This window comes from Paenibacillus sp. Z3-2 (assembly GCF_054161325.1).
In genome coordinates this window covers 1,090,671-1,114,187 of the sequence record NZ_CP096397.1, presented here as the reverse complement: position 1 = coordinate 1,114,187, position 23,517 = coordinate 1,090,671, and the positions used below count along the sequence as shown (strand labels likewise).

Below are 23,517 nucleotides of genomic sequence, written 5' to 3'. Positions count from 1 at the left end.
TCCAAAAACGAACCCATTCCAGTATATCCATATTTTAACACACAATCACAGTTCCATTTCCCACGTTTCTTCAATAAAATATGCAAAAAGAGCAGAAGTGAGGTGCATCGTGCCCTCATCCCTGCTCTTTTTACATACCTACAAGCTTTCTAATACATGTCACCTATTATCCAAAATGACTACTGAGCCTTCTTACGCAGCTGACTGTAATACAGCTCGCTGTAGAAACCGCCTTGTTCCAGCAGGGCATCATGCGAGCCTTGCTCCAGGAGATGACCATCCTTCAGCACCAAAATTCGATCAGCCTGACGGATCGTGTTCAGCCTGTGGGCAATGACAAAGCTGGTTCGCCCTTGCATCAGACGTTGCAGCCCTTCCTGGATTTTGATCTCTGTGACGGTATCAATACTGCTCGTTGCCTCATCCAGAACGAGGATGGAAGGATCGGCCAGAATTGCCCGGGCAATGGCGAGCAGCTGCTTCTGCCCCTGACTAATACCACTTCCGTCGGCTTGGAGCACTTTGTCGTACCCGTCCTTCATTCGCACAATGAAGGAGTGGGCATTTGCCAGCCGGGAGGCTGCTTCCACCTCTTCATCGGTCGCATCCAGGCGGCCAAACCGAATATTTTCTCGAATCGTACCTTGAAACAGAAAAGAATCCTGCAGTACAAACGCCATATGGGATCTCAGATTCTCACGCCGAATGGTGGTCATATCCCGTCCATCAACGGTTAACGTACCACCCGTCGGATCATAGAACCGGGATAACAATTGGATTAGCGTCGTTTTCCCCGCCCCGGTCGGACCGACAAGCGCAATCATCTCCCCTGGCTTGGCTTCAAAGCTGATTTCATGCAAAATGTTACGTCCTTCATCGTATCCAAAGGATACTTTGTCAAAACGAACAGCTCCCTCCACTTTATCCAGAGATACCGCTGCCCCTTCATCCTTCGCTTCCTCATCTTCGTCCAGTACCTCGAATACACGCTCAGCCCCCGCAATCGCGGACAATAACGTATTCCACTGATTCGCCAGATCATTCAGCGGACGTGTGAATTGACGGGCATATTCCACAAAGATAATAATTACCCCAACCGTAACCGAACCCTGAATCGCCAGAATACCACCGATGCCCGCAACAATCGCAAAGCTCAGGTTATTCAATCCATTCATCAGTTTCGGAATAAAACCAGAGATCGTCTGTGCCCAGAAACCGGAAATCCGGATGCGGGTATTGCGTTCCTCAAAACCGCGAATCACACGCTCCTCTTGGGAGAATGCCTTAATGATCCGCTGCCCGGATAATGTCTCTTCGATATAACCGTTGAGTTCACCTAGATTGCGTTGCCGTTCCTTGAAGAGCGGTCCGGTTCTGCGTGTAATCCAACGCATGCCGATTGCCATCAAAGGTACAACGATAAAGGTAAGCAGGGTCAGTAGTGGGCTGAGCCACAGCATAACGCCAAATGTCCCAAGCAGGGTTAATACACTCGAAAAAATCTGGATGGCCGAACTGTTCAACGTACCGCTGACATTCTCGATATCGTTGGTCACCCGACTCATAATTTCCCCCTGCTGGCGTTTACCGAAGAATGGAATCGGCAATTTGTGCAGATGGGAGAACAAGTCATACCGCATGCGGAAGACAGTTTCCTGTGCGATTTCAATCATCCATATATTCTGGAGCCAGGATGTGAGTGAGAATAAGACATAAACGGCCGTTAATCCAATCAGAAACCGAGTCCAGCTTGAACCGGCTTCGCCCGCGATGAACTCATCCACGGCCACCCCTACCATGTAGGGACCAAGTAAAGCGAGTGCGGAGCTGGCGAACACCATCAACAGTACCATGGACAGCTTGACCTTACGCCGTGCCAGATACGTCCAGATCCGACCTAGCGTACCAGACCAGTTCTTCGCTCTTGCCTTGGGTTTGCGCTCACCACCTGACCGTAGCGTCTCGGGATCAATCGGCGGGGGTGGCTGGCGGAAAGGCTCAATGAATGCTTTGTACATGCTGTGCGCCCTCCCCGTATTGTGATTCATGGATTCGACGATACAGCTCGGACGATTCCATTAGGTCTTCATGTTTTCCCTGTCCAATAAGTTGTCCATCATCGAGCAGCAGAATCAGATCCGCTGAAGTCGTCGAACTGATCTTCTGGGTGATGATAAACGTAGTACACGACAATTCCTCCAGCGCATCCAGCAGTCTGCCTTCCGTAGCCACATCCAGTGCACTTGTGCTATCGTCCAGAATCAGAATTCTTGGTCTTCGTACCAGTGCTCGTGCAATGGAAAGTCGCTGTTTCTGTCCACCGGAGAGATTAACTCCCCGTTGACCCAGCAATGTATCATAACCGTTTGGTAAATTTTCAATGGTTTCATGGATCTGCGCACGCTTCGCGGCTTGCACGATCTCCTCCAATGTCGCATCTTCCCGGCCCCAGGCAATATTCTCCCGTACAGAACCGGTAAACAGGATGACCTCCTGCGGCACATAACCAATCGAACCACGCAGCATGGACAGATCCAGCTCTGATGCATCGGCACCATCAATCCGTACCTTTCCTTCATCCTCTGTATATAACCGCGGAATGAGCTGTACCAGCGAGGATTTGCCTGAGCCTGTTGCTCCCATAATGGCAATGCGCTCCCCCGCTTTTGCAGTGAATGTGATGTTATCCAGTACTGTAATTTCACTATTCGGATAACTGAAGCCTACACTGCGGAATTCAACCGCTCCCTGCACAGCGCGCTGTTTCTTCGCTGAGTATACCGATTGCGGAGAGTGCGTAGATTTCACAGATCCAGCAGATGGTGCAGACGTAGATAACGCATTCGTCTGTTCAGTCTCCGACGTGTCCTCCGTATTAAACACTTCATTCAGACGTTGCGCCGAAGCGCTTGCTCTGGAGAAGGTTACCAGAATCCATGACAACGCAGACATGGCACCAATTGTGCGAAGCAGATAGTTAATGACGGCAACCACTTCACCCACAGTTGCATTACCGGAGGCGATGTCTACTCGTCCAAACCATAGCACGGCGATGATACAAACGTTCATCATCAGCAGCATGAACGGCATCGTCGTCTCCGTCAGGCGTAGCGCGGAGACCGTGCCTTTCATCAGCTTGCCGCTGAAACCGGCAAAGCGTTCAATCTCGTGGCCCATCCGTACAAAGACACGGATCAGCCGAATGCCTGTCAGATTCTCCTGGATGACTCCGTTGACGGCATCCAGTCTGCGCTGCACATTGCGGAACAGCAGCGCTGCCTTTTTGATCATCCACACCACAACAATGAGCAGTACAGGCACCATGACAACCAGCAGCAGACCCAACCTCGGGTTCACGATCACTGCCATAATCATGCTACCAATCACCACCAGCGGTACACGCGTCATGAAGCGCAGACTCATGAAGACGGTGTCCTGTACCTGGGTCACATCCCCCGTTAATCGCGTAATCAGAGACGACGTTGCGAAACGATTGAATACGGCATAAGAGAACGTTTGCACTTTCTCATATAACTTCTCGCGCAGATCGTATCCGAATCCCAAACTCGCATGAGATGCAAAGAACGAACTTGCAATTCCGGCAGCAAAAGCCACCACAGCACTGCCCACGAGCACGCCGCCCCACAACCAGACGACTGACAGGTCTCCCTGCTGAATGCCGTTATCAATGATCTTGGAGATCAAGTAAGGCTGAGCCAACTCCACCGTCAGCTCAATTAACATCATGACTAAGGCTGCAATTGCGGCAACTCGGTACTTCTTCAGGTGATACAACAGCTTGATCATAAGCATTCCTCCGGCTCGGAGCCCCCTAAACCGATACCATGTTCCAGCTCAGAGTCTCCATTAGACATGTTGATTTCTCCACTTCGTCCAATATGTAATCATTTCTATGTACACATATGGTTATTATAGCGTATTTTACAATCCCGCTCCTATTCTTATTACCCTACTTTTCCCTTTACAATAAACTTATCAACATTTTGACAGTAAAAAAAGGAAGGTCTCCCTTCCACACGCTAGTTAGGTACTTATAGCTGATCTTCACGAATGTCATTGTGCAACCGATTCACCAAGGGCATAATCCGCTTCTCTGTAAAAGCATTCATGACACTTGCAAATCAGGATGATCTACCTGACTTCGCAGAAATATAGTTATCTGTTTACATACCAAGCGGGATTTCACTACCATCTTCTGCGTCCACGATCACCCCGATTGTCATCATTCAATTCGCCTAGGCGGTCGTATGTCTCCTTATATATTCGAATCACGGCCTGAACTTTGATAAAATCGGCATCTTCCGGCCCAAGTCCCTCCATAAACATTCTCTGAATGATCTGTTGGAAGAACTGTACTCTGGCCTCCATCTGTTCTTGCTCAAGCTTCAATACTTCTTCGAAGCTATGGTTCCCTATGTAATCCATCAACTCATCATCATGACTGGAATAATCTGCGTTTCTTCGATCTGCAACCCATTCATCCGGCTCATTGGATTGGAGGTTAACACTGGTACGCAGTTGAGATAAGATGATTTTCTCTTTGGCCAACATGACATGAAAATCTTTGTTACGGAGCAGCTCCGATACAATGAGACTGCACATTTCACGATTTTGGATCAGTATGCCGTCAAATGGATGCAATGTCCAATCCCCGTTCGCATAATACAGGTTAAAGTTAAAGAACTCACTGCCATATTTGTATTGAATATTAATCTTGGTCTCATCAATAATCTCGAATGAAAAGTCCAGCATGTTCAGCAAGCTCCTTCGCACAACCCCAGATTTTACCTTCATTCTATCAAATAAATGAAACAAAGAGACGCACTCGGCGTCCCTCGTAGAAAATAAATACATGTAGCCATCTCGATACGATACGCAGCGAGTCTTACCCTAATCCAGGAAAGATCCTAATGCACTGGAATCCGGTTTGTTTTTCTCCGGAATGGCAGCAGCCTTCGGCCCTTCCAGACCCAATCGATCGCTCATTTTGGCGTTAAGTGTCGTCATCTTGTTGGTGTAGTCATTACAGCTCTCGATGATCCGGCGATTGGATTGCTCGGACAGATCCAGCGCAGACATCAGATCACCCATCGCTTGATTGACCGCTTCAAGGGACATGGCCGGTTTGGACAACAACTCATTCGTTTTCTCTGTCGTTGTCTTCAACAATCTGGCGTTCTCCTTGAATTGATCTTCAATTGTCTTATTCGTAGCTTCCACAGCAGAAATGACCTTCTCCTGATCATTGAGTGCCATCGCAATCATGGCCGAAACGGTGATCAGATTCGCTGTTTTATCAATGGCGTTATTCACTGAATCAATCAGCTTGTCATTGTTATCATTAATGATGTCGGTAGCTGCAATCGCCTGATTGTAGAGCATGATCATCTCTGTCATGGATTGGGTACGCGTAACCACTTTGCGCAAACCACGCTCCAGATGTGCTTTACGATTCTCGTTCTCAGGCTTGGCGATCTCGGTTTCAAACAACGCTTTTAACTGATTACCAAAGGAAATTTTGGTCTGCAGATTGTAGATCTCCTGAATGGAAGAACGTTTCAACTGACGCATATTCACGATGCTTTCTTCCAAGTTGTCCTTGCCGTCCCGCAACCCGTTAATGATGGCATCAATGTTTGTGCGAACGGATTGATAACGGTACACGTAGTTTTTCAGCGGGCTTTTACGTAACAACTTCCCGACAAAACTCACATTTTTACTCTGCTGCAGACTCTCACATTCATCACGGAGCTTCAGGATCATGTTCGATACCTCAGCCCGATTCCCCGACATCAGTTCATTGACTGGACGATCAAGCAGCTTGAGGGTCTGTCCTGCTCTCTCTTGTGTTTTCACACCCAACTTGCCGATATCATCCATTAAGGTATCCAGGTGAGCCGGATCACTTTGGGACACTTTCTGAATAAGCTGCGTTGCTTCCTGGTTAATCCGTTGCTCATCTTCCTGCTTCAACTGCGCCCATTCCGTTGCCATGCCAATCCCTCCTATAATTCAGAGCTGTTATACCGTTGATGTATTAATTCCGCTTTGTTCTGGAGCTCCATTAAGTCTTTATGTTCAATCGTTGATACAATATCCGATATCTTGGAATCCACGTCCCGAAGACCATTCAAAAGCATACGCCGATTATTGCGTTTGGCTTCTCCGCTTAAACGTAGAAATGGATTAATAAAACCGTTCAGGTCTTTCAAAATCAGTCTGCGCACCGTATGGTTGATATCCCCGTTGTTCAGCTCCTGAAGGGAAGGAATCACACGCTGCAGACGAGCAAACAACGCCAGTGATTTCTCCACGATCTCATTATCCAGCTCGTTCTTCTGACCTTCGGAGATGATCATGTCCTCCAGAACTTCCAGGTACTCAATCACCGGATCAAATACAGGATCTGGTTCAGTCCGGGAAGGCTTCGCTTGTTCTGAGCCCCCATGTTGAGCGGGAGTGGAACTCGAATGGGGCTGTGCCGGGGAAGCTTCTATAGTCCCTGCTGGCACTGCGCTCGGCGCTTGTCCACCGTTCAAGCGAGATGTTTCATTTCCAATGTCTGTAATGGGTACAGGTGCTGATGACGAACCCTCGACCTGTGTACGTGGCGTGGAACGTGAAGGAATCAGTCCCCCCACCACAGTTGCCAGTGCCGGAATCGCCCACGTGATAACATCCGGTAGAAAGGGACTCGAGATCGCCGCGAGACCATAACCGACCAGTGCGCCTATACCTATCTTCGTTTTCCGTAACATTACTTATCCTCCTGCCTGTAACAACACATAAAGTGCATATTCAAAAAGTCTGGTTTTCAGTACCGAGAAGATGGAATGAAGATAGAAATGGAGTAGCGGAGCGTAGGAAAACTACGTGAGCAACCACAATGTTTCCAAAGGAAACATACTTCGTAAGCCTCCCGCTTATTTCGGCTGAATTTCATATTCGATGCTGATGATGCAGTAAGGCATTATTCGTAATCAAAAGTGGACTTTTTGAATAACCTCTTATCCGTATTGTAAAAAAACCATCCAGAAGGTGTCAATGTTGAGGGAAATTCTCAGCTAGACGTGATGTACTCCGCTTACCTTCTGAACGTCGATTATAAATGGCTGTTCGATGTGACTTCCCAGAAGACCAAACTTCGGATGAAGTGGTCCAATATCATGGCCAAGTGCAGACTTGACCGCGAGATAAGGGAAGTTCACGCCGGACAGACAAGACATGTGCAACCCACCCGACATTCGCGGATTGATCTCAAGCAGCTTCGGTGTATCCTTGCGGTATTTCATCTGAATATTAAAATTATAAGGAATCCGATATACCTCTGCCACATTGCGGGCAATCGCCAGCAATTCCTCGTTTTCTTCGAGTAAGCGTAAGCGTCCTCTTTCTTTTCTACGCGGAATAGCCGTTAATAGTTTCCCATCGCGATCCGAAAGACAATCAATGCTGTACTCGTATCCTTCCAGCACCTCCATCACCATGACATTGGGAAAGGACGGAGCAGAAGAGAACGCACGCAGGGCATCTTCATATGAAATCGAGTTAAGCGCATATCCGAACAACTCCTGCAACGGATCACGTTCATTGTTAATGACCCGGAATCCCATACCACCCTCACCATTACATGGTTTGAAGCATACATCATGTCCACGTGCACGCAGCGCCTCATAGGCTTGCTGGAATTGTGCAGCATTACTGACCGTGAAATAATCCGGAATCTCCATAATGCCCTTCTCACGTACCGATTCATAGAAGCGGTCTTTCTCCATCAATTGTTCCAGCAATTCCGTATCCGAGCATACGATAACCCGTGTACCGATCTCTTCGAACAAGGAGATATGTCTACTGATGTCCAGCATGTTCCAGCGCGGAATAAAGACATCAATCTGATGACGACGGCAAAAGTCGAGGCAAAAATCAACATATTCCCGGCCCGTTACACGCGGTTCAACCTCTGCAACATCACAGCCCTGTAATGCCATATGTCCCGGATCAGGATGCGTGCCGTATATTTCAAATTCGAAACCATCCTCATTGTCTCGAATCGCATTCATATAATGATACGTTACAGAGAACCAACGGTTGAAGTAAATCTTCATTTTTTTCATTTATACGGTCTCCCTTATCACGGCATGGTCTATCTGGATCTGTTGATCGTTATGGATACGGTGAACGTAATCGAGAATCTCATCTGCTGCAAAAGCACCGAATTGTTCCGTAAATTGATACGGTACCTGCTCAGGTACACGCTGTCTCTCCACATGCAGCTCCCCGTGAGATGGAGCAATGGCATGCTGCGCAAAGTCCAGCAAACAGCGATCCAGCAAGGAGTCACCTGAAGCAATTACAGGTACATCGCCAATGCATTGCCTAATATGCTCCACTGCAGCTCTTTTGTTCACGGCCGAAGGCACCAGATAGAGCTTCCGACCCTGAATTGAACTCTCCCATCCCAGCGTCTCTAACACCCGAATCTTGTCGGCAATGCGTTCCATTGGAAGCTTATCACGTTCGATCAATAGTGAATAGAACAGCTCATCACACAATCGCTGGTTAATCACCCATTCCGGGCTCAGTACGTCGTCAAATAAATCCAGGATCTCTTCGGGTGCAGCTGCCTGCTGACGAAGCAAAGAACGAATATGCAGGTTCCATTCATCGTCTACCTGACCATCGACAATGATGTTGCCACCATTGCTCGTCACCGCATATTTCGGAATACATTCGGTCTGAAAAATATGAATGCGCCGGTACTGCTCCACGGTACGTGTCGTCACAGGCATAAATACAATGTCTTGTGGCAAAGACTGCAACCGCTCCAGTGCATATGCTGACATAAAAGCGGACAACTTGCCGTTAATCCACTCTGCGGGAACAAGTCCCGGTGTATCTTCGGGAATACGGAGCGCACGACGGGAGTACACCAGCGTCTGGTCCAGATCACTTGCGTAGATCATCATTCTCCTCCACCTCCCAGGGATTGAATAATGCCGCAACAGGAATAGGTTAATCCCGGATATACCTCAACCGGCACATCTCTGTCTCTGGCGAGCATCATGATATGTTGCAAATCCGGATTATCCAGACGGTCCACAAGAATCTTCCAAGGGACCCGGCGCAGCAGCACCCGGGTTGTTTCTCCGATTCCAGGTTTAATCAGATTGATGCTCGCAATGCCAAAGGATTGCTGAATGGACTCAATATCCTGCCAGCCTTTCCAGGTGATTTCCAAAGTACCGATAGCATTGGTGTCCGTACGAAGTTCCGCTTGGTTCATCACCTGTGGAAAATGCTGAGCGATGGTATCCACGTATTGGTTCGACACATCGTCAGAGGACCATTCACGATACCATTTGGCTCCATGAAAATCTGTCGGCCCAATCAGATCATCCCGAAGCACTGTACGGCTCACAAGTCCCGAGACCGTCGAATTCAGACAAGCGCTAGGAATGAGATAATCTTCCCTTGTCCCAAAGGTGCCTGAACATTGCCCCGGATCGGCCAACACGGCAAGATCATCATCCAGTCTTACGCCATAAGTCCGTTCCATTTGATCACAGGATTCTTTCAGCACTTTGCGAATAGCCCCTTTGCCGGTCCAACCATCTACAAACTGAATGGCTTTTTCCAGCCCATGCTGCTGTAAAATATATAAAATTGCGTTCTCATCCATACCTTTGCCACGAATAATCGAGATACTATAATGCGGAATCGTCACCTTGTATTTCAATTCAATATATCGCTTGATCAGGATGCCAATAGGAGTTCCCGCTCGAGCCAGAGATACCAGCACAAGATTCAGGCCCCTGCGCTCCACGATCTTCTCAGCCACGATGGCGGTATGAAGTGCGATTCTCGCGGCGGATTGTTCCAACGTCTGGTGAAACAGCTCGATGTATTCGGCTGTGGGCTGATATTCCACAGGTAACATCTCCGAATAATGAACTCCGGATTGGATCGCCTGCTCCCGTTCACCTGTTCCCTTTTCCAGATCCACATGGCTGATATCCTTCAGTAGGAAAACAACGTCGGATGCAGCATAGCTGCCCATCGGCTCGGGAGACTGAATCTCACGTTGTCTGATTAGCTCCAGTGTAGTTAAGTTCATTGCTCGTTGTCCCCTGTCTTCTCTGGCAAGCCGCAATATACAATATGAATGGGTCCGCATCCCAGCTGCTCCAGTACCTTCACCATCGGTTCCATTCGTTCTTCGGACATCTGTCTCTCCAGCAGAACAAAAATTTCGTCATATTGTCCCGGGGCGATGTTGTAGATAAAGTTACGAACAGATGCGTCTTCCGGTGAGGCATATCCAGAACCACTACGAACAGCATATCCTGGAGCCGGATGGGTATGGATTGGACTGCGAGTAGTGGATTGATACAACACGCCTTCCCCCATCTCAGCAGCAATACGCATCGGAATGTACATGAACTCCCCTGTTCCCATCACCAAAGTCCGTTCTCCCGTACGCTGCGACCGAAGTCGTTCTGCAATCTGGCTAATCTCCTGACGTAATACGCCATTATGCCGGGATTGCATACCAAACCTGCCCGTATGCTGGACGTAGCTCGCTGCGCTACGGTTACCTTCACCATCCTCCGAAGTGGCATAAAGCTGATCGAAGGCATCGGCAACGTTAGATGTCTGAAGCGTCACGGCAGGATGGGACAGCTGCTCATCTTGCTGTGTTGCTTCCAACTGCGGAGTACCCACCACGTCAATGCGACCCTTCAACAGGCTTAATGGTGTAATGGTAATCCCAAGCTCAATTTCCAGTTCGGCAAATCGATTCTCGTCCGCTTCCGTACGCCAGTCCAGCAGTGAAGCAATCACATATTGCTTCCGAGGATATCGGGCCTGAATATCCCGAATGATATTCAACGTCGTTTTGCCCGTCGTAATCTCATCGTCCACCAGAACAATTGGACCCTCTCCTGCAAAAGCTTCGTGATCCAACGCATAACAGCGATGAGCCATCGCGTGGGAATGTTCTTCTTCAAATTGAATATCCGGACGCATCGCTGGAACATATTCGCGAGTGGTGTGAATGTAGGAAGCATGATCAGCAAACATCTCGTACATGCTGTGGCCCAGCGCTGTAGCTGTCTCGGCAAAACCAACAAAACGAATCGTTTCTGGCAAACTCAACTTTTCTTGCAACAGCATGTTGTATACTTGCCGAGCTTGCTTGGGATCAATCAATCCTTCGACCATTTCCCGTTTCCATTCGATGATCTGATCTTTGGTCTCTTCCGTCTTTTCAGTCAGGTGCTCATATAACAGAACAGCCAATGCAGCGCCGCTCAGAAGCGAGGTATACGGGTTAACCGGGATATGCTTGCCCAGCAGTCTGCTTACAAACAGAAAAGAACGTTTCTTATTGATTCGTGCAGCCATTGAAAATAATGATTCCAGTGGCAGTTGCAGCGGATTATGTGTGACCTGAACGTGCAGACTGAATTGATCAAGAATTGGAAACGTAGTTGTCTTGTTGTTCGTGCTTGGGCAAGAGCCCGACAAAATGCTGATGTTCATGTAACACCCCATATATTTGTGATCGGATTAGAATTCGATTTGCCCAGCTCAAGTGTGGTTTAATCTCATTCATTTTGTTATAGTAATTACTTTTGAACACACCCAGGCTACCGTCATTACGGGCGATGATGTCTTGTGCATCGGAATATTCCTCATGTGTAACAACGTACATCGCTTGTACCGGCTTGATATGAGAAGGATGAATGATCGTTTTGCCTACAATTCCATTTTCCTTGTCCATCATGACTTCACGCATCAATCCATCCATTGTGTTCGTAATATATTTCATTCTCAGATGCAGCCCTGATTTGCCGAGAGTTTCTTCGAATGGAGTCTGTCGTAATTGAGGCTTGAACACGCGCTCCCGCTGGCTAAAATATTCCCAGACTGGACCCGAAATCACGTACGGCTTGTCCATCCGACCGAACAAATTGATAATGTCCGAGATGCAGTCACGGATCGTGGCGATATCGTATATGGTCAATTCCGGGCTGCGGCGTAGTCCAAACAGGCTGGAGAAATCGGTCGCACCAATGCGTACATTGAGCACATATTCATCATTTTCATCGAGGATGTTTCGAAGATCCAGCAAAGTCTCCCATCTTGTTTCCCGATAGATTATCGAAGCAGTCTCTAGGATAGGCATTCCATAGAGGACGGGATAATGATCCGGTTTCAGTTGATTATACTTGCGGATCTGTTCGAAATAGGCTCTTCCATTCCCCACACAGAACTTGGGCAAAGCCACGCCTGTCAGCATGGATACCAGTTCTCCCAACGTATCAATCAGACGTTCCAACTGTTGTGGTGAACGTACACGAGCAAACAGAAGAGGCACTCGATCCTGACTGAGCATGCCTGTCTCCATATAAGTCATCAGTTGAGTTAGATGCTGTGCCAGACACTGTTCGGCAAACTCCACTTGGTCGTCACCCACAGCGTCCTCCAGATCAATAATAATGGTCGTCAGACCTTCATGCTTACCATTTATAATGTCGTCCGCGATATGTGTGCGCGTCGCGGGCATATATAAAGCGGCCCCAACAGCATATGCCAGTAAATCTTTGGAAGTCCGGTGATTGAACGAGACGGGCGAAGAGAAAAATAAAGTATCTTCTTCTTCCAGACTCAAAAAATTAAAATATTTCAGGATTGTCTCCTCCTCGCACCTTTGGCAATAGCCAATCTGCATGAATTGATTCAAGCTGTCGGGGCATAAAAACCAATCCCTCCTTAATCTGGAGGGATTGAATAAATACGAATGATTATTTTCTTCCAGCAACCCACTGCATTCCCCAATCATGAGCCTCGTCCAACGCCTGATGCCCATTATAGAACTGCACAATTCGTTCAATGCTGAATGTCTCATTGTTCACATTGCGTAACATGGCAATGCCACACATGCCGAGTGGACTTCCGTATTCATTCATTCGGACAATGATATCGGGGCCGTCCTTCTGCTGGATGGTTACCACACCGTCTACTTGAGACCAGTTGGCCACGCCACCATAAATATAGGTAAATACCAGGATGCGCTCAATTTCCGAAATGCGTGCTCCATTAATCCGTAGATTCTCTCCCGTTTTAACCGATCCTGTCCGGTCATCACCATCCAGGGCAATATAAGGAAAACGGTTCAGCGAACCAAATGTTTGTCCCAAGGCCTGGATCACATCCCGTGTACCATCCTTCATCTCGAACAGGCAACCCAAGTCCAGATCAATACTCTTGTTACGACCAAATAACCCTTTGCCACCCTGTTGATTCCAGTTCAGGTTAATCAGGATTTCACCAAGTCCCCCTGCATTTTTCTTGAGGTTAATGGTGTCACCTTTCTTCTTCAATTCAATTTTGCTGAAATTGATCGAATTCACAGGAGCAGGCGTCGGCTGAGGTACGGGTACCGGGGGTGGTGGAGTCGGTGCAGCTGTCGGTGGTATGGTTGATGTGCTTGGCGCAGAATCTGATCCACCATCCACATCCACACCAAAGTTGGCGCATAGTGCATTCAAGCCACCTGCAAAACCCGATCCTATAGCATTAAACTTCCATTCTCCGTTATGACGATACAATTCACCGATGACAATCGCGGTCTCCACTGTAAAACCACTGCCCAGATCATATCTCATCACTTCCTGACCTGTAGCTGCATTGGCAAACCGTAAAAAACCATGCTGTACCTGTCCAAAATGATGTCGTCGTGCTTCACCGTCATGAATCGTCAGGCTGAAGGCGATTTTCTCAATTCGGGCAGGGATTTTGCCAAGATCAATGGCGAACTGTTTCTTTTCTCCACCAACCTGCCCACCATCCATATACGTGATGAACGAGGTAGAAGGCTGGTTATAGAAGATAAAATCCTCATCTCCAGCCACTTTATTGTCTAAAGCCAGAAGGAATGCCGATGTGTCCAGCTCCACTCCGGAAGCTGCCTCCCAACCAATGCCTACGGTTAGACGGGACAAGCCCGGATTGGTTTTGGTCAGATCACTCTTCTGGCCTTTCACGACAGAAATCGCCATAGCAGACTCACCTTTCTTATGCCAAGTTATTGTGCATCCAGTCCGTAATGTTTGCATAAAGCAGAAAGTCCGCCCGTAAAGCCACTGCCTACCGCCTGGAATTTCCAGTCCGCACCTGCACGGTAAAACTCACAGAACACAACTGCTGTTTCTGTGGAGTAGTCTTCTCCCAGGTCGAAACGAAGCACTTCCCGATCGCTTGCAGCATCAACAACACGAACAAAAGCGTTGGAGACTTGTCCAAAATTCTGCCCTCGTCCATCTCCATCATAGATCGTTACCGTAATCCCGATCCGGTGAATGTGCGCAGGGATTTTGCTGAAGTCAACGACTACTTGCTCATCATCGCCTTCACCCTCACCCGTACGATTGTCACCGGTATGTGTCACTGAACCCGCACCACCGCTTGGATTGTTGTAAAAAACAAAGTCATCCGTACCTTTGGCTTTGCCATCTTCGTACAGCAAAAAAGCCGAAGCGTCCAGGTCAAAATCGACTCCACCACTATATTTGTTCGTATCCCAACCTAACCCAACCACGACACGGGTAAGACCCGGATTCGTCTTAGTCAGGTCAATACGTTGTCCTTTGGCAAGACTGATCGTCATTTGTTTTTCCACCTTTCCAAGATATCTGATTAAATGAAAAGGAGAACCGTCCAGGAGACGGTTCTTCCCATCCTGTAAGTCATTCTGTACGTCCTATTGCAAACCGTAGTCGCGTGTCAGTCCAACCAATCCATCCTGGTAACCACTACCAATGGCACTGAACTTCCATTCGCCGTTATGACGATACAACTCACCAACAACTACACCCGTTTCAATGGAGAAGTCTTCTCCGAGGTCGAAACGAATCAATTCTTCGTTGTTTGCTTCGTTGACGATTCGCACATAAGCACGGGAGACTTGTCCGAAGTTCTGGCTACGTTCCGTAGCTTCGTAGATCGTGATGGAAAATGCAATTTTCTCTACATTGGCGGGAACGTTAGGCAGGTCGATATTGATCTGCTCATCATCACCATCGCCATCGCCTGTACGGTTGTCACCGGTGTGAACCACAGAACCATTTTCATTTTGTGGATTGTTGAAGAAGATGAAGTTTTTCTCGCCTTCTACTTTACCGTTTGCATTCGCACAGAATACCGATACATCCAGGTCAAAGTCTTTTCCGCCATCATATTTGTTGGTATCCCAGCCCAAACCTACTGTAATTTTAGTCAGACCTGGATTGGTTTTAGTCAGATCGATCTTTTGACCTTTGGAGAGATTAATTGCCATCGTTGATCATCCTCGCTTATTTATAATTTATTGTAGTTATCGTTACATATGAATATCAGGATTATTGTCGAATTAGATTAAATCTTGTACTTAGGAGTACCTGCGAGCGAGTTCGTTAATATGTACCGCATGGGAACCCTCTCCAATTGCCGAGAATTTCCATTCACCTCCATGACGATACAATTCACCACAGATCAACGCTGTTGAACCTGTGTAGTTATCGGATAGATTGAACTTCACCAGCTCACTGGAATTTTTACCATCCAGAATACGAATATAAGCCTTCTCAATCATGCCAAAATCTTGCTTGCGATTGACGCAATCGTAGATATTAACAACGATTAATACTTTATGAACATCAGCAGGAATACGGGACAGATCCATTTTGATCTGTTCGTCGTCACCGTCTCCCTGTCCTGTTAGATTGTCACCTGAGTGGATAACCGAACGACATGCACTTTGCTTGTTGTGGAAGCAAACCAGGTTGGAGTCCTTCACCAACTTGCCTTCTTCATTCAACATGATCGCCGATGCATCACAATCGATATCCGCCTGTTTCTTTCTTCCGAAGAAGCCTTTGGCAGTTACCGGGTCCCAACCGAGACCAGCTATCACCTCAGTAAGTCCTGCATTGCCTTTGGTTAAATCAATCTTCTGTCCTTTGACCAAATTAATGCTTGCCACTGATTTTCACCTCCCTTCATATGTAAAATAGCTACTCAGAGATTGAATTCACCCGGATTCAGTCCAAGCACGTTGCATATCTCAGCAACGACTCTTTTCTCCTGGTCATCAAAGTTGCCGTCAGCTGAACCAATCGCACTGCACACGCCCACAATAACGCGGCCTACATCCGGCTTGGATCTGAATTTCCCAATAGCTTTCAGCGCTTCCTGCTTCCCGATCTCCGGAGAGAACTCAAAGTTCGCGACATAATGATTGAAGCGTGTAATCACTTCTCCCATGTCGAATACTTTCAATTCCTGACTCAGTTTAATATAGCCGGCCATCTTGTTCTTCTCGGTTTCGTCAATGGAACCATCCGCAAAAGCAACCAGTGCACAGCCTGCAACTACGGCGTCCATAAAATCTTTATTTTTAAATTTTTTGACTTGCTCTTCAAGTCCTTGTTTTGTTGAATTTAACCAGCCTTTAAATGAACTCATACTCAACCTCCAATAGTTTCATACATGGTGTTCTTCCCACTTTTTCATGGTTTTCAGTAATTTTCATCCCTACATCATAATTGAATATAAGTTAAATTATTCCTTAACTATACTCTGAAATACGGCAATATTCTACATTAAAAAACAATTAATACCTTATGATACGCATCGTTCCAGATATAGTTTCAAGCAAGATGCAAGAACTTCCTATTCACTTCATTTTTCAGGCAAATATTCACGTAAAAAGGCTCTGATCAGGAGATCAGAGCGCTTATTCCTGCCAACACCAAAAATTATAAATCTTATGGATGATTTGAATCCTTGAATTCACTTCGATTTTTCAAAATCAGCCTGTTGCTGTTCATAGATTTCATAGAAATCGTCCCAGACCAGTACATTATCCTTTTCCTTGCTCCACCAGTCTTTGTACCATGCTTCAATCTCCGGGCCACCGCCCTGTTCCCACTTCTGCTGTGCTTCGGCAGCAGCCTGTTCCACCGTATATTTGCTTCCGCCAATGATGGAACGGGTAAAGATATCGTTAATGGCTGTCGTCACATTGGTCAGCTTCACCTGGAGTTCCTTCGGCAACTGCGGCATATGTTCCGAATGGGTAACGCCCTCTCCCACCGGAAGATCCGTCATGTATACCTCACGCGCTTCCTTAAAAAGTCGAAGTCCTTCCTTCTGCGACGGAATCTCTTCGCTGAACAACATTTCAGTGTACCCACATTTGCCTTCCTCCAGGCGACTGTACAGCATGGCGTAATCGCCTGCCCAGCTGATCTCCTGCTTGTATTTCCCCTGATCCGAGATACGCGGACAGCCTTGATCGTTCAACGTATAATGCGTGCCTTCAAATCCATTTTTGAAGGTTCGGCCTGACTCTGTTTTGGTCAGAAAATCGATATATTGCATGACTGCTTCCGGATTTTTGGCTCGCGCATTCACAGCTGCAGTCATCTGAACCGGGTTATTCCACACCATCGTGTGCTGTCCTACGGACGTGGTTGGCAGAGCGATGACCTTTAATTTAGCCTCAGGAACATTTTGCATCAGTGTATCCAGTTCCTTCGCTGCAAACCCGGTATAATCCGAAGTCATGGCCGCGTACATACCGATTTTGCCATTCAGGAAATCCTGCTTCGCCTTGGCCCCGTCCTTGTCGGTCAGTAAGTCCTTATCCACCACGCCTGCTTCATATAATACACGTTTGAATGCCGCGGCTTCCTTCATGTTGTTGGGACCAACCACCATCTCCCCATTCTCCACGTTCACCCAGTTGGCGTTATACATATAACGGAAAAGACCCGCCGTATCTCCGTACTGAAATCCACCGATGCCGTATGTATCATTCGCTCCGTTTCCATCGGGATCATTCTCCGTGAAGGCCTTGGCCACCGCCAGCATCTCTTCCTCGTTGGTCGGCACCTCCAGATTCAACTTTTCCAGCCAGTCTTCCCGAATGAAAAAGCTTGTCAACGGAAACACCTCGTTCATGCGGCCCACTTCATAGAGCTTGCCATCACTTTTGATGCCGGCCTTCTTGAGCTGAGGATATTTTTCCATCAAGGCTTTGTATTCCACGCTCGAGTTCTCGATCATCTCATCCAGCGGCATCAGCTGTTTCTGATTAAACAGTGTGTTACGGATGGGCGTACCGAATTCAAAAATAATATCCGGTGCACTGCCAGAAGCGAATAAAACGTTAAGTTTGGACTGGGATTCCCAGCGGGGAACTGCTGTATATTTTACATTAGCCGGCCCGTTCTCGTTGATCCACTTGGACCACATGTTATCTTCGATCGTACCCATGCCGCTTGGGACCGCGCCCCGATCATAGATCGTTGACGTGATGTTCCCCCTGTTGCCTTCGCCTTCCCCCTGTTCGCTACCGTTATCTCCTGTACATCCCGCCAGCAAACCACCGATCAAGCCCAGAACGAGACCCGACTTCATCCATGCCTTCATCGTTAACGCCATAGATAAGACCCTCTTTCTCTCCTGTAATATGAACCCATGCGGGTTAACCTGCAGCCTGCCTTAACCTTTAATTGATCCAAGCATGACCCCTTTAACGAAGTACTTCTGCAAGAACGGATACACCGCCAAAATGGGTATGACCATCACAATGACAGCCGCTGCCCGGATGCCTTCCGGGGTCAGATTCGATATCATCGTTGGATCGGTAAAATCCTGTACATTCAGATTGGACATAATCATATTCTGGACGAGCACGGTCATGTTGTATTTGGACGTATCATTGATATAAATCATCACACTCATGAACGAATTCCAGTAACCTACGCCGTAAAAGAGGGCTATAGTCGCCAGCAAAGGTTTGGATAATGGCAACACAATTCGGAACAAAAGCCCCAGTTCACCACAACCATCGATGCGCGCGGCCTCGTCTACTTCTCCCGGGAGATTTTCAAAATAAGATCGCATGATCAGCATGTTATACGTGCTCACCAGGCCCGGTAGCCAAAGCGCACCGTAACTGTTCACAAGACCGAGATTTTGCACGACCAAGTACGTTGGAATGAGTCCACCGTTAAAAATCATCGTGAATACCATCGCCATCGTAAAAAAGCGCCGGTGGTAAAAATGTCTGCGTGACAGGGGATATGCCGCCATAATCGTCACCGCCATACTCAGCCCTGTACCGATCAATGTGATCTCCACACTGTTCCAGAATGCATTCAGGATCGGTGTTCCCGTAATTAGGCTGTGGTAGGAGAACCAGGTGAAATCGACGGGCCATAACCCCACTTGACCTGAAACGACCGCTCTCGCATCACTAAATGACAAGGCAACGATGTTCAGTAAGGGCAGGATACAGCTGATGGCAACCAGTGACAACAATACATAATTGATTAGGTAAAAGACTTTTTCTCCTTTGGTTTTTCTCATGCTGTTCTCCCTCCCTACCACAAACCTTCGTTAAATCGACGCGCGATATAATTGGCACTGAAAATGAGGATAAATGCAACCAGGGATTCGAACAATCCCATCGCCGTTGTCAGGCTGAACTGTGCTCCCTGAAGACCGGTGCGGTAGATATACGTACTGATGACATCCGCTATCTCGTTGACATTGGAATTCTGAAGCATATACACCTGATCGAATCCAACCTCCATCACTCGTCCCATCGACAGGATCAGCAGGAGAATAATGGTGGAGCGTATACCGGGCAGGGTGACATGCCAGATCTGACGCATTTTGCTGGCTCCATCCATCTGCGCAGCCTCATACTGGCTCGGATCAATGGTCGTTAGTGCCGCGAGAAAAATGATGGCATTGAAGCCCATGTCCTTCCAGATCCCTGAGCCGACAAATACTGCAACCCAGGAGCCCTTGTTGTACATGAAGGGATAAGGCGCTCCCGTCCAGGCCTCAACCCAGCGGTTTACGATCCCATTTTCCAAAGAGAAGACCGTCATGATCATCATCGCAATGATAACCCAGGAGAAGAAATGTGGCATATAGACTACCGTCTGTACTGTTCGCTTGAATGCCATGTTTCGCACTTCATTGAGCATGATGGCCAGAATGATCGGAATGGGAAATCCGATAATAATGCTTAAGAGACTGAGGAACAAGGTGTTGCGAATAATCTCCACCGTGCGCGGATCACTGAACAGCGTCTGAAAATGCTGAAAGCCCACCCATGGACTATTCCACAGCCCATCATAGAAGTTATAATCCTTGAAGGCCATGACCAGACCTCCAATGGGTGCATAACGAAAGGTAAGATAGAACATAATCACCGGCACAAACATCAAGATTAACGGAATATTCATCTTGAATCGTCGCAGTCGCTGCTGCCGAATCCGATGCTTCATCTCACTGTCCGGCGGTTGTAATCCAGACGGCGGACCTGCGGTCAGTTCCCCCTTCATATCCATCACTCCTCTCTGCTGTTGATGTACTATAGTTGTATTTTAGATAAAAATGTAAGCGTAAACATTTGATATTTAACGATCCTTTTATAATTTTCTACGCAAAATAACCCCACATGGTGGGGTTGATCCTGCAGCAGTTCAAGGGGGATTGCTACATCACTAATCCGGGCACTTCACTTGGCTACTTGCTTGCGATATTCGCGGGGCGATACTCCCGTCATCTGTTTGAATACGGTTGTAAAATAACTGGAGTTATCGAACCCGGTCAGTTCCGCTATATCTGCCATGCTCTGCCGAGTGCTGTGCAGCAGCAGCTTAGCCTTATCAATTCGGCGCTTGCTGACATATTGGCTGAAGCCTTGTCCTGTCTCTTTTTTAAACAAATGGCTCAAGTAGTTGGGTGTCACATGAACATGGGCAGCCACGGCCTGCAACGTGCAGGTGCTGGAATAGTTCATTTCAATATACTGCATGACTCGTGTAACGACATGATCCTGCTGTTCCTGAGTTAGCCGCATCAGCATATCCACCCACTCTTCACTCTTGCAACGGGCCCAAGCGATGACTTCAGGAATGGTATGAATCCAGAGTAGTGGATCTGGGGCAGTGGAGTCCATCCCACCGGATTCCTGAGGCTGAAGCTGTTGTACCAGCAAGTCCGCCATGATTTTCATAAGCATATGAATCTCCGCTTTGCCTTGCGACAAGCTCATCCCGGACACTTCTTCCAGCAAAATCTCGATCCGATTCATTATCGCTCCGAATTGATGATGGAGCACCAGCGAAGTCAGTTCCTCTCGCAGTCTCTCGGTACGGTCCACCTGGCTGTATTGTTCCCTGATCCGAATGTCAGACTGTTTCCGGCGATATCGTTCATGTGCCTTTTGCAACACCTGACATGCTTCATCGAGCGAGAACGGCTTCAACAAAAATTCAATCGCCCCATAACGGATGGCACGCTGTGCATATTCGAACTCACGATAACCTGTCAAAATGATAATCATAATGTCCAGTCCACTCTCGTGTATGCGTTCGGCAAGGTCCAGACCATCCATCACAGGCATGTTGATGTCCGTAATGATGAGATCTGGTGTGCAGCTGTGTACAGCCTGCATCGCTTCTTCTCCATCGGCCGCTTCCCCAACGACCTCCCAGCCGAGGGGGTTATTACGAACCAGATGAATCAACCCCTGACGAAATAATACTTCATCATCCACCACAAGCATACGTCCATTCACAGAACCTACTCCTCTCAGTCACCTGAATTTCCCGGCATGAGTCCCTCACCAATCTGATAAGGCAAACGAAGACGCACCAGCGTACCCTCACCCACAGTCGACTCGATCTGTACACCGTAGGGTTCGCCATGAATCAACTCAATTCTTCGAAGTACACTCCGCATACCAATGTGCTGGCGTTCGTCGTCCACATGTGCCACTGGCGTCATAATGTTTTCAATGACCGATGCGTGCATGCCGCAGCCGTTATCTGAGATTTCAATGATGAGCAGATCCGGCTCACCCTCATGTCCGTTTTGCCGCGAGCCACGAATCTCCAGATGGCGGTTGTTCCTTTTGTCCGAGAAGGCATGAACAAAAACATTCTCCACGATGGGCTGAAGCAACAGTCGGATAACCTGACAGCGAAGCAATTCATCAGGAACGGTAATTGTAATCGACAAAGCTTCCTGATACCGAGCCTGCTGAATCTGCAGGTAATGATCCATTTGCTTCATCTCATCCTGCACGATCGTTAGTCGCTGCACGGGCTCCAGCGTATACTGCAGCATCTCAGACAATGCAGTGACCAGGCGAGCCGATTTCTCATCGCCAAGCATATAGAACTTCCAGAAAAACATACTGAGTGTGTTAAACAGAAAATGGGGATTCAACTGGGCCTGAATGGCTTTGAGTTCGGCTTCTTTTTCACTGAGTTCCCGTTCATACACTTCATGGATCAGCGTATCAATCCGGGACGCCATTGCATTGAATCGTTCACCGATGAAGCCTAGCTCATCCCGGGACTCAATCCTTACCCGTGTATCGAACTGTCCATCACGGACTCTTTTCATCGCGTTGACCAGACTCGCAAGCGGACGCAACAGTCTGCCGCTAATTACGGTAATGATAAGCCATGAGCATAATACGCTCGCTACCGCAGAGAACACGGCAACTTTTACAATGATCTTTCCCTTGTTCTGAATCTGAGCGAGTGAGACCTTGCTGACCAACGTAAAGCCCGCTTTGTCTGACGTTTGTTTCGTATACAAGTGGGTTGTTCCCTGCTCATCCCTGATCTCGGTCGCCCCTAGGCTTAGCTCGGTAAGCGGTGGTGGGTCTGCATCCTGATTATGAAAGGCATATAGAAGTTCACCATCTGCGTCAAACAAGTAGACAGCCACTTCCTCATTCAGTCGCAGATCTTTGAGATAAGATTCGAACAACGAGGTGTTAAACAGAATTAACATGACGCCATAGGTCTCCAGATCAACAGACCGCATTAATCGTCCCGCTAGAATCCAATTGGATTGTTCCTCCTGCAAGAAGGCATCCGGCCCCAAACGATTCCAACCATATTCGCCGCCCGTTCCTTCCAGTCTATGAACCATTTCCGCAAGATAGGAAGGGTCCATCTGTTGAAACGAGCCAGCGAAGGCGCCGAGATTAAATATGTTTTCCTTCAGATCATATATGCGGAGCCCCATGATCTCGGGTGCATCCAGCCTTACCTGATACAACTGATCATCCAGTTCATCTTCCAGCTTCATCTGATCATAGGATGAGATGCCTGAGGTCTGTGCTTTGATGGCATTTTTCACGGAGGGATTCAGTGTGATATAATCGGTGACTTTGTACATGTCGTGTACCCGAGAATCCAGACGTGCAAGAATCTGCTCAGCTGTAAGGCTATACTGGCGACTGACCTCTTCATTGAACAGGTCAATATGGATGCGATAGGTGATTAACCCTGTGATTCCCGAGATTAGGACCGTTGCCGCAGATAAAAACAAGATTAGCTTTGTTTTAAATTTAAAGCGTTTACAAAAGTTCATCCACCACATCTTGCACACGCACCTCACCTA

20 protein-coding genes are annotated in these 23,517 nt (G+C 47.7%); all 20 read right to left on the bottom strand.

Annotated elements, in window-relative coordinates; genetic code table 11:
- Positions 1-179: 179 nt before the first annotated feature.
- Positions 180-2,018 (bottom strand): ABC transporter ATP-binding protein, encoded by a 1,839-nt coding sequence (locus M1D71_RS04780; protein ID WP_458125479.1) that lies wholly within the window; start codon positions 2,016-2,018, stop codon positions 180-182.
- Positions 1,999-3,807, bottom strand: a complete 1,809-nt coding sequence (locus M1D71_RS04775) for an ABC transporter ATP-binding protein (RefSeq protein WP_458125478.1) — start codon at positions 3,805-3,807, stop codon at positions 1,999-2,001. The genes M1D71_RS04780 and M1D71_RS04775 overlap by 20 nt, the downstream gene beginning before the upstream one ends.
- Positions 3,808-4,206: 399 nt before the next feature.
- Complete coding sequence (locus M1D71_RS04770) at positions 4,207-4,773, bottom strand: hypothetical protein (protein ID WP_458125477.1); 567 nt, start codon at positions 4,771-4,773, stop codon at positions 4,207-4,209.
- A gap of 138 nt (positions 4,774-4,911) precedes the next feature.
- Positions 4,912-6,015: a toxic anion resistance protein gene (locus M1D71_RS04765; RefSeq protein WP_036606281.1), complete on the bottom strand. Its 1,104-nt coding sequence runs from the start codon at positions 6,013-6,015 to the stop codon at positions 4,912-4,914.
- 11 nt (positions 6,016-6,026) lie between these two features.
- On the bottom strand, positions 6,027-6,779 hold the full coding sequence (locus tag M1D71_RS04760; protein WP_458125476.1) for a hypothetical protein: 753 nt from the start codon (positions 6,777-6,779) through the stop codon (positions 6,027-6,029).
- A gap of 306 nt (positions 6,780-7,085) precedes the next feature.
- Positions 7,086-8,135 carry an ATP-grasp domain-containing protein gene (locus tag M1D71_RS04755; protein ID WP_458125475.1) on the bottom strand — a complete coding sequence of 350 codons (1,050 nt, stop codon included), beginning with the start codon at positions 8,133-8,135 and terminating at the stop codon, positions 7,086-7,088.
- Positions 8,136-8,984, bottom strand: coding sequence for an HAD family hydrolase (locus M1D71_RS04750; protein WP_458127161.1), 849 nt, complete (start codon positions 8,982-8,984; stop codon positions 8,136-8,138).
- Complete coding sequence (locus M1D71_RS04745) at positions 8,984-10,135, bottom strand: cysteine protease StiP family protein (protein ID WP_458125474.1); 1,152 nt, start codon at positions 10,133-10,135, stop codon at positions 8,984-8,986. The genes M1D71_RS04750 and M1D71_RS04745 overlap by 1 nt, the downstream gene beginning before the upstream one ends.
- On the bottom strand, positions 10,132-11,565 hold the full coding sequence (locus tag M1D71_RS04740) for a phosphoribosyltransferase family protein (RefSeq protein ID WP_458125473.1): 1,434 nt from the start codon (positions 11,563-11,565) through the stop codon (positions 10,132-10,134). The genes M1D71_RS04745 and M1D71_RS04740 overlap by 4 nt, the downstream gene beginning before the upstream one ends.
- Positions 11,495-12,592 carry an HpcH/HpaI aldolase/citrate lyase family protein gene (locus M1D71_RS04735; protein ID WP_458125472.1) on the bottom strand — a complete coding sequence of 366 codons (1,098 nt, stop codon included), beginning with the start codon at positions 12,590-12,592 and terminating at the stop codon, positions 11,495-11,497. Before M1D71_RS04735 ends, M1D71_RS04740 begins: the two co-directional genes overlap by 71 nt.
- Positions 12,593-12,830: 238 nt before the next feature.
- Entirely contained in the window at positions 12,831-14,087 is a 1,257-nt protein-coding gene (locus tag M1D71_RS04730) for a TerD family protein (protein ID WP_458125471.1), read from the bottom strand.
- 26 nt (positions 14,088-14,113) lie between these two features.
- Positions 14,114-14,695 carry a TerD family protein gene (locus tag M1D71_RS04725; RefSeq protein WP_458125470.1) on the bottom strand — a complete coding sequence of 194 codons (582 nt, stop codon included), beginning with the start codon at positions 14,693-14,695 and terminating at the stop codon, positions 14,114-14,116.
- 93 nt (positions 14,696-14,788) lie between these two features.
- Positions 14,789-15,364, bottom strand: coding sequence for a TerD family protein (locus M1D71_RS04720; RefSeq protein WP_091015801.1), 576 nt, complete (start codon positions 15,362-15,364; stop codon positions 14,789-14,791).
- Between the two features lie 90 nt (positions 15,365-15,454).
- Positions 15,455-16,048, bottom strand: a complete 594-nt coding sequence (locus M1D71_RS04715; protein WP_062837433.1) for a TerD family protein — start codon at positions 16,046-16,048, stop codon at positions 15,455-15,457.
- A gap of 35 nt (positions 16,049-16,083) precedes the next feature.
- Positions 16,084-16,530, bottom strand: coding sequence for a tellurite resistance TerB family protein (locus M1D71_RS04710; protein WP_458125469.1), 447 nt, complete (start codon positions 16,528-16,530; stop codon positions 16,084-16,086).
- Positions 16,531-16,857: 327 nt separating this feature from the next.
- Entirely contained in the window at positions 16,858-18,513 is a 1,656-nt protein-coding gene (locus M1D71_RS04705; RefSeq protein WP_458125468.1) for an extracellular solute-binding protein, read from the bottom strand.
- A 60-nt stretch (positions 18,514-18,573) separates the two neighbouring features.
- Complete coding sequence (locus tag M1D71_RS04700; RefSeq protein ID WP_145321031.1) at positions 18,574-19,443, bottom strand: carbohydrate ABC transporter permease; 870 nt, start codon at positions 19,441-19,443, stop codon at positions 18,574-18,576.
- A gap of 14 nt (positions 19,444-19,457) precedes the next feature.
- Positions 19,458-20,375: an ABC transporter permease gene (locus M1D71_RS04695; protein WP_047844113.1), complete on the bottom strand. Its 918-nt coding sequence runs from the start codon at positions 20,373-20,375 to the stop codon at positions 19,458-19,460.
- A gap of 233 nt (positions 20,376-20,608) precedes the next feature.
- Positions 20,609-21,673: a response regulator transcription factor gene (locus M1D71_RS04690; protein ID WP_458125467.1), complete on the bottom strand. Its 1,065-nt coding sequence runs from the start codon at positions 21,671-21,673 to the stop codon at positions 20,609-20,611.
- A 14-nt stretch (positions 21,674-21,687) separates the two neighbouring features.
- Positions 21,688-23,496, bottom strand: coding sequence for a cache domain-containing sensor histidine kinase (locus M1D71_RS04685; RefSeq protein ID WP_458125466.1), 1,809 nt, complete (start codon positions 23,494-23,496; stop codon positions 21,688-21,690).
- Positions 23,497-23,517: the final 21 nt, after the last annotated feature.

What these genes read in the sequence shown, in the direction of transcription:
- M1D71_RS04720 (WP_091015801.1), bottom strand. Translation starts at nt 15,364, where the DNA reads ATGGCAATTAATCTCTCCAAAGGTCAAAAGATCGATCTGACTAAAACC.
- M1D71_RS04750 (WP_458127161.1), bottom strand. Translation starts at nt 8,984, where the DNA reads ATGATCTACGCAAGTGATCTGGACCAGACGCTGGTGTACTCCCGTCGT.
- M1D71_RS04705 (WP_458125468.1), bottom strand. Translation starts at nt 18,513, where the DNA reads ATGGCGTTAACGATGAAGGCATGGATGAAGTCGGGTCTCGTTCTGGGC.
- M1D71_RS04725 (WP_458125470.1), bottom strand. Translation starts at nt 14,695, where the DNA reads ATGACGATCAGTCTTGCCAAAGGACAACGTATTGACCTGACTAAGACG.
- M1D71_RS04735 (WP_458125472.1), bottom strand. Translation starts at nt 12,592, where the DNA reads ATGCCCGCGACGCGCACACATATCGCGGACGACATTATAAATGGTAAG.
- M1D71_RS04755 (WP_458125475.1), bottom strand. Translation starts at nt 8,135, where the DNA reads ATGAAAAAAATGAAGATTTACTTCAACCGTTGGTTCTCTGTAACGTAT.
- M1D71_RS04700 (WP_145321031.1), bottom strand. Translation starts at nt 19,443, where the DNA reads ATGAGAAAAACCAAAGGAGAAAAAGTCTTTTACCTAATCAATTATGTA.
- M1D71_RS04770 (WP_458125477.1), bottom strand. Translation starts at nt 4,773, where the DNA reads ATGCTGGACTTTTCATTCGAGATTATTGATGAGACCAAGATTAATATT.
- M1D71_RS04740 (WP_458125473.1), bottom strand. Translation starts at nt 11,565, where the DNA reads ATGAACATCAGCATTTTGTCGGGCTCTTGCCCAAGCACGAACAACAAG.
- M1D71_RS04695 (WP_047844113.1), bottom strand. Translation starts at nt 20,375, where the DNA reads ATGAAGCATCGGATTCGGCAGCAGCGACTGCGACGATTCAAGATGAAT.
- M1D71_RS04760 (WP_458125476.1), bottom strand. Translation starts at nt 6,779, where the DNA reads ATGTTACGGAAAACGAAGATAGGTATAGGCGCACTGGTCGGTTATGGT.
- M1D71_RS04775 (WP_458125478.1), bottom strand. Translation starts at nt 3,807, where the DNA reads ATGATCAAGCTGTTGTATCACCTGAAGAAGTACCGAGTTGCCGCAATT.
- M1D71_RS04765 (WP_036606281.1), bottom strand. Translation starts at nt 6,015, where the DNA reads ATGGCAACGGAATGGGCGCAGTTGAAGCAGGAAGATGAGCAACGGATT.
- M1D71_RS04685 (WP_458125466.1), bottom strand. Translation starts at nt 23,496, where the DNA reads ATGTGGTGGATGAACTTTTGTAAACGCTTTAAATTTAAAACAAAGCTA.
- M1D71_RS04710 (WP_458125469.1), bottom strand. Translation starts at nt 16,530, where the DNA reads ATGAGTTCATTTAAAGGCTGGTTAAATTCAACAAAACAAGGACTTGAA.
- M1D71_RS04730 (WP_458125471.1), bottom strand. Translation starts at nt 14,087, where the DNA reads ATGGCGATTTCTGTCGTGAAAGGCCAGAAGAGTGATCTGACCAAAACC.
- M1D71_RS04745 (WP_458125474.1), bottom strand. Translation starts at nt 10,135, where the DNA reads ATGAACTTAACTACACTGGAGCTAATCAGACAACGTGAGATTCAGTCT.
- M1D71_RS04780 (WP_458125479.1), bottom strand. Translation starts at nt 2,018, where the DNA reads ATGTACAAAGCATTCATTGAGCCTTTCCGCCAGCCACCCCCGCCGATT.